7 protein-coding genes are annotated in these 6,218 nt (G+C 71.3%); 3 read left to right on the top strand and 4 right to left on the bottom strand.

What is annotated here, in order from left to right:
- Window positions 1-100 (top strand): integrase core domain-containing protein (locus tag EDF27_RS12050; RefSeq protein ID WP_132048956.1); only part of this gene is annotated, 100 nt, incomplete at its 5' end.
- Here EDF27_RS12050 and EDF27_RS12045 read toward each other — a convergent pair.
- Both EDF27_RS12045 and EDF27_RS12040 read right to left on the bottom strand, forming a co-directional pair.
- On the bottom strand, window positions 97-354 hold the full coding sequence (locus EDF27_RS12045; protein WP_123703419.1) for a hypothetical protein: 258 nt from the start codon (window positions 352-354) through the stop codon (window positions 97-99). The two genes, EDF27_RS12050 and EDF27_RS12045, sit on opposite strands and share 4 nt — an antisense overlap.
- A gap of 111 nt (window positions 355-465) precedes the next feature.
- Window positions 466-1,470 carry an alpha/beta hydrolase gene (locus EDF27_RS12040; protein WP_123703417.1) on the bottom strand — a complete coding sequence of 335 codons (1,005 nt, stop codon included), beginning with the start codon at window positions 1,468-1,470 and terminating at the stop codon, window positions 466-468.
- 98 nt (window positions 1,471-1,568) lie between these two features.
- On the opposite strand from EDF27_RS12040, the gene EDF27_RS12035 reads away from it, so the two are divergent.
- Together EDF27_RS12035 and EDF27_RS12030 are read left to right on the top strand one after the other, a co-directional pair.
- A complete protein-coding gene (locus EDF27_RS12035) occupies window positions 1,569-2,423 on the top strand; it encodes a polyphosphate kinase 2 family protein (RefSeq protein ID WP_123703415.1) in 855 nt (284 codons plus the stop codon).
- Window positions 2,424-2,630: 207 nt separating this feature from the next.
- Window positions 2,631-4,760, top strand: a complete 2,130-nt coding sequence (locus EDF27_RS12030; RefSeq protein ID WP_123703413.1) for a DEAD/DEAH box helicase — start codon at window positions 2,631-2,633, stop codon at window positions 4,758-4,760.
- 135 nt (window positions 4,761-4,895) lie between these two features.
- Here the strand turns inward: EDF27_RS12030 and EDF27_RS12025 are convergent, their stop codons facing one another.
- Together EDF27_RS12025 and EDF27_RS12020 are read right to left on the bottom strand one after the other, a co-directional pair.
- Window positions 4,896-5,405: a DinB family protein gene (locus tag EDF27_RS12025; RefSeq protein ID WP_123703411.1), complete on the bottom strand. Its 510-nt coding sequence runs from the start codon at window positions 5,403-5,405 to the stop codon at window positions 4,896-4,898.
- Window positions 5,402-6,016, bottom strand: a complete 615-nt coding sequence (locus EDF27_RS12020; protein WP_165931468.1) for a MarR family transcriptional regulator — start codon at window positions 6,014-6,016, stop codon at window positions 5,402-5,404. The genes EDF27_RS12025 and EDF27_RS12020 overlap by 4 nt, the downstream gene beginning before the upstream one ends.
- Window positions 6,017-6,218: the final 202 nt, after the last annotated feature.

Raw genomic sequence — 6,218 nt, 5'->3', positions numbered from 1 at the left:
GGACTGGCTGCATCACTACAATCACCACCGACCACACACCGGCCTCGGCGGCCAAACCCCATCAGATCGCGTTCATAACCTCACGGGGAACTACATCTAGCGGCCGCTGGTGTCCTCGTCGGGGGCGCCGGCACCGCTGAACCACGACACGAGCACGCAGGTGAGCGTCGTCAGGAACGCGATCGCGCCGAGCTGGGCGACGAGCGAGGTGTGCCCGGTCGCGGCGCCGTAGCCGGCGAATGCGACCGTGACGAAGAAGGACAGCCCGAGGAGCAGCTCCGCGGCGGTCCGGACGGGGGAGTTTCGGTCCCAGGTCGTCGCGGTGCGTGCGGGGCGGGTCGAGGTGTCGGTCACACCGGAAGTCTCCGTCCGAGGAGCCGTCCGGGGGCAGTCCCGAGTCCGGGTGGCACCCGCCCGGGGTACAGCCGACGTCGGCGCTGTGACGGACCGGTTCGGCCGGGGTCGTCAGCCCAGGTGGCGCCGGAGGAACGCCACCACGCGTTTGCTCATCGCCTCGTCGAGCTGTGCGATCGAGTGCGCGGTGCCCTTGACCGCGACGAAGGTCACCGGCACGTCGTGGGAGCGCAGCGTCGCCGCGAAGTCCTGCGACTCCCACAGCGGGATGAACTCGTGCGTGGAGTGCCCGATGAAGAACGGGGCGGTGTCCGCGGTGACGTTGTCCGTCGGTGACGCCCGGGTCGCCGCCGGACACGAGGTGTACGTGGAACAACCGAGGTAGAGCAGCTGCTTCCGCTGGAACGACGCCGACACCCCGTCGGACCTGGTCGAGCGTCCGGTGAGGTCCGTCGGCCCGCTGAGGTCGACGACCGCGCGGATCCGGTCCCCCTCGGCGTAGGCCGTGGACTGGTGGTCCTCGACCGCGAGCAGCGCCGCGAGGTTCCCGCCCGCGCTGCCGCCGAACACCCCGATCCGGTCGACGTCGACGTCGTACGTCGCCAGGGTCGTCGGCCGGTACACCCAGTCGAGGGCGCGCCGGACGTCGTCGAGGCCGGCGGGGAAGGGGTCCGTCGGTGCCAGGCGGTAGTCGACGTTGAACGTGACGAAGCCCGCCGATGCCAGGTACTTGCACACCGAGCGGTACGCGGCGGTGGCCTTGTCGCCGTGCGACCAGCTCCCGCCGTGGATCATCAGCACCGCGGGACGGGACGACGACTCCGCCGGCGCGTCGGCGTCCGCGGCCGACGTCGCCGCGGCCGAGGGCGTGGCGGTGGTCTCGGGTGCGCTGTCCGCGGGCAGGCAGACATCGAGCTGCTGCAGCCGGTCGCTGCCGTAGGGGACGTCCTGCACGACGTCGATGCCGTGGTACCGCAGCGAGAGCGGGTAGATCACCGGGTCGGCGGTGACCGTGGTGTTCTCGTCGCCGGTCGGATCCGAGCTGCACGAAGCGATCGCGCCGAGCGCCACGACCGCGGCGACGAGCGCGATCAGTGTGCGACGGCCTGACCTCATCGCCGACAACGGTATCCCGAGGTGCTGCGCGACGCATGACGCCGTTCACCTCGTGGTGACAGGATGAGCGGCACACCACCGTCGATGCAGGAGGACCCGTGAGCCGACGCAAGGCCTGGAACGCCGATCCGGAACCGCTCCTCCGCGTGGACGAGGGGTTCCGGCTCGCTGACGTCGACCCGGACGGCACCCCGGGGTTCCCCGGACGGAAGATCGACGGACTCGAATCCCTGGCGGCAGGCGCCGACCGGCTCTCCGCCCTGCAGGAGCGCCTGTGGGCCGCGGCGACCGCGGGGGACCAGCGGCGCGTGCTGCTCGTCCTGCAGGCGATGGACACCGCGGGCAAGGGTGGCATCGTGTCCCACGTGGTCGGTGCCGTCGACCCGAACGGCGTGCACTACGCGGGCTTCAAGGCGCCGACGGCCGAGGAGCGCGAGCACGACTTCCTCTGGCGCGTCGAACGGGAGCTCCCGAGCGCGGGCCAGCTCGGCGTCTTCGACCGCTCGCACTACGAGGACGTCCTCATCCAGCGCGTTCGGGCGTTCGCCCCGCCGGAGGAGATCGAGCGTCGGTACGGTGCGATCGTCGACTTCGAGAACCGCCTGGCCGAGCAGGGCACCACGATCGTCAAGGTGATGCTGCACATCTCCAAGGACGAGCAGCGCGCTCGACTCGGGGACCGCCTCGACCGCCCCGACAAGCACTGGAAGTTCAACCCGGCTGACATCGACGAGCGCCTGCGCTGGGACGACTACCAAGAGGCCTACCAGATCGCCTTCGACCGGACGTCGACCACCGTGGCGCCCTGGTACGTGGTCCCGGCGAACCGGAAGTGGTACGCCCGGCTCGCCGTCCAGCAGCTCCTGCTCCGCGCGCTCGAGGACATGCACCTCTCGTGGCCGCCCGCGGACTTCGACGTCGCGGAGCAGCGGCAGCGCCTGGCCGAGTCCTGAGGGGTGGTGTCCTGGCCGGTCGTCACGTAGACTCGCTCGGTCGGCCTTCGACACCGCGGCTGCGAGCCGCGGACGTGTTTGGGTGTTGTGTAGTTCGAGGGCTGGAATCACGTCGATTCGACGACGGGATGAACCCCCTCACCACGAACCGCCCCCGCCGATGTCGCTGCCGGGCTGCGTGGCATGTCCGCACCCCGGAAAGTAGCTATGGCCCCGTACGACAAGGGCGCGAACTCGCGCGCCTCCGACCGTGTCCGTCACCCGAACGGCACCCCCGCCGCACGCAGCAACAAGCACCGCGGCTTCCGCGCCGCCGACCCGTCCGCGCCGCGCCAGAAGCAGCGCTGGGACGCGGACGACCGCCGCAACCGCTCCTCGCAGGGCGAGCGTCCGAGCCGCCCGAACTGGGAGCCGCGCGACCCCGCCCGCTCGAGCTGGGAGCCCCGCGGCGCCGGCCGTCCGGCACGCGGTGGCGATCGTGACGACCGCGCCCCGCGTCGCTTCGATCGCGATGACCGTGCCCCGCGTTCGTTCAACCGTGACGATCGTGCGCCCCGTCGTGACAGCGACGACCGTGCACCGCGTCGGTTCGATCGCGATGACCGTGCCCCGCGTTCGTTCAACCGTGACGATCGTGCGCCCCGTCGTGACAGCGACGACCGTGCCCCGCGTCGCTTCGACCGTGACGACCGTGCGCCCCGTTCGTTCAACCGTGACGACCGTGCCCCGCGTCGCGACAACGACGACCGTCCGCGCCGCAGCTTCGACCGCGACGACCGCGCTCCGCGTTCGTTCAACCGCGACGACCGTGCGCCGCGTCGTGACAGCGACGACCGTGCCCCGCGTCGCTTCGACCGTGACGACCGTGCGCCCCGTTCGTTCAACCGTGACGACCGCGCGCCCCGTCGCGACCAGGACGACCGTCCGCGCCGCAGCTTCGACCGCGACGACCGCGCGCCCCGCAAGTTCGACCGCGACGACCGTGCGCCCCGCAAGTTCGACCGTGACGACCGCGCTCCGCGCAAGTTCGACCGCGACGACCGCGCTCCGCGCAAGTTCGACCGCGACGACACCGAGCGTGGACACTTCGTCCCCGCCGACGACGTCAAGCTCGAGAAGCTCCAGGCCGAGGCCACCGTCGCGGCCGACGTCGAGGGCGTGACCTTCGCCGACCTCGGCATCGGCGGCAACATCTCCCGTGCCCTCGGTGAGCTCGGCGCGACCAGCCCGTTCCCGATCCAGGCCGCGACGATCCCCGACGTGCTCGCCGGCAAGGACGTCCTCGGCCGTGGCCGCACGGGCTCCGGCAAGACCATCGCCTTCGGTGCTCCGCTCGTCGAGAAGCTCATGGAGAACGGCGGCGGCACGAAGCGCAAGATGGGCCGCGCCCCGCGTGCGCTCATCCTCGCGCCGACCCGTGAGCTCGCCCTGCAGATCGACCGCACGGTGCAGCCGATCGCCCGCTCGGTGGGGCTCTTCACGACGCAGATCTACGGCGGCGTCCCGTACGGCCGCCAGGAGGGCGCGCTCGAGCGCGGCGTCGACATCATCGTCGGCACCCCCGGTCGCGTGCAGGACCTCATGAACAAGGGGAAGCTCGACCTCAGCGAGGTCGTCATCTCCGTGCTCGACGAGGCCGACCACATGTGCGACCTCGGGTTCCTGGAGCCCGTGCAGGAGATCCTCGAGGCGACCGCGCAGGTCACCCCCGAGGGCAACCGCGCGCAGAAGCTGCTGTTCAGCGCGACGCTCGACACCCAGGTCGCGGCGCTCGTCGAGCAGTTCCTGCACGAGCCGAGCGTGCACGAGGTGGCGGGTGAGGACCAGGCGTCCTCGACCATCGACCACCGCGTGCTCGTGGTCGAGCAGCGCGAGAAGGACCGTCTGCTCGAGGAGCTCGTCGCCGGTGACGGCAAGACGATCGTCTTCGCCCGGACCCGTGCCTACGCCGAGCGTCTGGCCGACCAGTTCGAGGACGCCGGCATCCGCGCGACCTCGCTCCACGGCGACCTCAACCAGTCGCGCCGCACGCGCAACCTGCAGCTGCTCACCAGCGGCCGCGTGAACGTCCTCGTCGCGACCGACGTCGCCGCCCGCGGCATCCACGTCGACGACGTCTCGCTCGTCGTGCAGGCGGATGCGCCGGACGACTACAAGGCGTACATGCACCGCTCGGGCCGCACCGGTCGTGCCGGCAAGGAGGGCACCGTCGTGACGATCGTCCCCCGTGGCCGCATCCGGAAGATCGAGGGCATCCTCGAGCGCGCCGAGATCGAGGCGGACCTGGTCCAGGCAGCGCCTGGCGACGGCATCGTCGCGGAGCTCGCCGCCCGCTGACGGTCCAGTCTCCGCGAGACGCCCCGACACACGCGAAACGCCGCCAGAGATGGCGGCGTTTCGTCGTGCCGGAGGTGTCTCGTGGACTCAGCGGCGTCTGGCGGAGCCGAGCCGGGCCTCCCGGCGGTTGATCCGTCAGCGGTTGAAGAACAGCAACCCGCGCGCGTACCCGGCCTGACCCGCGTGCTGGACGCAGTCGTCGAGGATGCTCACGAGCCGTGCGCCGGCGGTGACCGGCGGGTCCCACGCGTCGTCGACGACGGGGTCGAGGTCATCCGGACCGAGCGTGCGGAGGTACTCGACCGTGCGCGCGTGCACCGCACCGAGGTACCCGTTCAGCAGCGCGGCCGAGGCGCGGACACGGCCGACGTCGTCACGGGACATGCCGTAGCCGAGCGCCTCCGCGGGGAACGGCAGCCCGAACCGGTCGTACCAGCCATCCGCGGTCCACACCTGCTCGGTGCCCGCGAGGCCGGCGATCTGCGCGTCCTGCCCGCGCGCGATGTGCCACGCCAGCCAGGCGAGCGTGTTCGCTCCGGCACCAGGGCGGGATGCGAGCTGGTCCTCGGAGAGCCCGTCGAGGGCACGGCCGACGGTGTCGGGCACGCGGGAGAACGCTTCGATGAGGAGGTCGCTGGGGGTCATGCCCCCGAACGTACGCCCGTCCCGGAGTCAGAGCGACGAGCAGGCGCGTCGCCCTCGGAGCGGCGGCCGAGGGCGTCGCCGATGCGCGCGAAGGCGTCGGCGACGGCCGCTCGTTCGGCGGGTGCGACGACCTCACGGAACGCGGCGGAGTAGACGGCGCCGATCTGCTTCGCGACGGCTTCGCCGGAGGCGGTGAGGTGCAGGAGGATGCTGCGGCGGTCGTCCGGGTTCGGGCGGCGCTCGATGTGCGCGCGCTTCTCGAGCCGGTCGATGAGCGACGTCATGGCGCCCGTGGAGAGCTCGAGGTACTCGCTCGCCTGCTTCGGGGTCACACCCGCGCCGTCCGCAGCGGCGAGGAAGAACACGAAGCGGCTGTCGGTCGGGTTGAGCCCCCGGGCGACGCTCTCGTGGTTGAGGACGCGTGCGTGCTGCGTCTGCATGAGCCGGAACGCGGTCATCAGGCGGCCGAGGTCGGAGTCCTCGACGCCGTCGGTGGTGCCGGCGGAGCGAGGCGCGTCGACGACGGGCGCGTCCACCGGGGACGTCGGAGCAGCGGGGATCGCGGACGCCGCCGTGGAGGCGGGGGCTGCGGTGATGCGGGTGTCCGTCATCGGGCGGGCTCTTCTCGGGTGGTGATCGCAGGCACGATCGGCGAGGCGACACGGGGATGCCGCCGTGCTGCTCATTGAACAAGTATCTCAGTGATTGAACTACCCCCAACAGCGGGGGTATGCCACGGCTTGTGAGCAACACGGCAGCAAAGTAGCTTGATCGTCGTACCAACCAGTACGGCACCACCACGGCACGAAGCGC

The sequence above is a fragment of the Curtobacterium sp. PhB136 genome (assembly GCF_004346855.1).
Taxonomy (GTDB): Bacteria; Actinomycetota; Actinomycetes; order Actinomycetales; family Microbacteriaceae; genus Curtobacterium.
Note: the sequence above shows the minus strand (reverse complement) of the source record. Positions and strands in the feature narration are given on the sequence as shown.

Coding starts and splice junctions, on each gene's coding strand:
- EDF27_RS12040 (WP_123703417.1), bottom strand. CDS start 1,470: ATGAGGTCAGGCCGTCGCACACTGATCGCGCTCGTCGCCGCGGTCGTG.
- EDF27_RS12030 (WP_123703413.1), top strand. CDS start 2,631: ATGGCCCCGTACGACAAGGGCGCGAACTCGCGCGCCTCCGACCGTGTC.
- EDF27_RS12025 (WP_123703411.1), bottom strand. CDS start 5,405: ATGACCCCCAGCGACCTCCTCATCGAAGCGTTCTCCCGCGTGCCCGAC.
- EDF27_RS12020 (WP_165931468.1), bottom strand. CDS start 6,016: ATGACGGACACCCGCATCACCGCAGCCCCCGCCTCCACGGCGGCGTCC.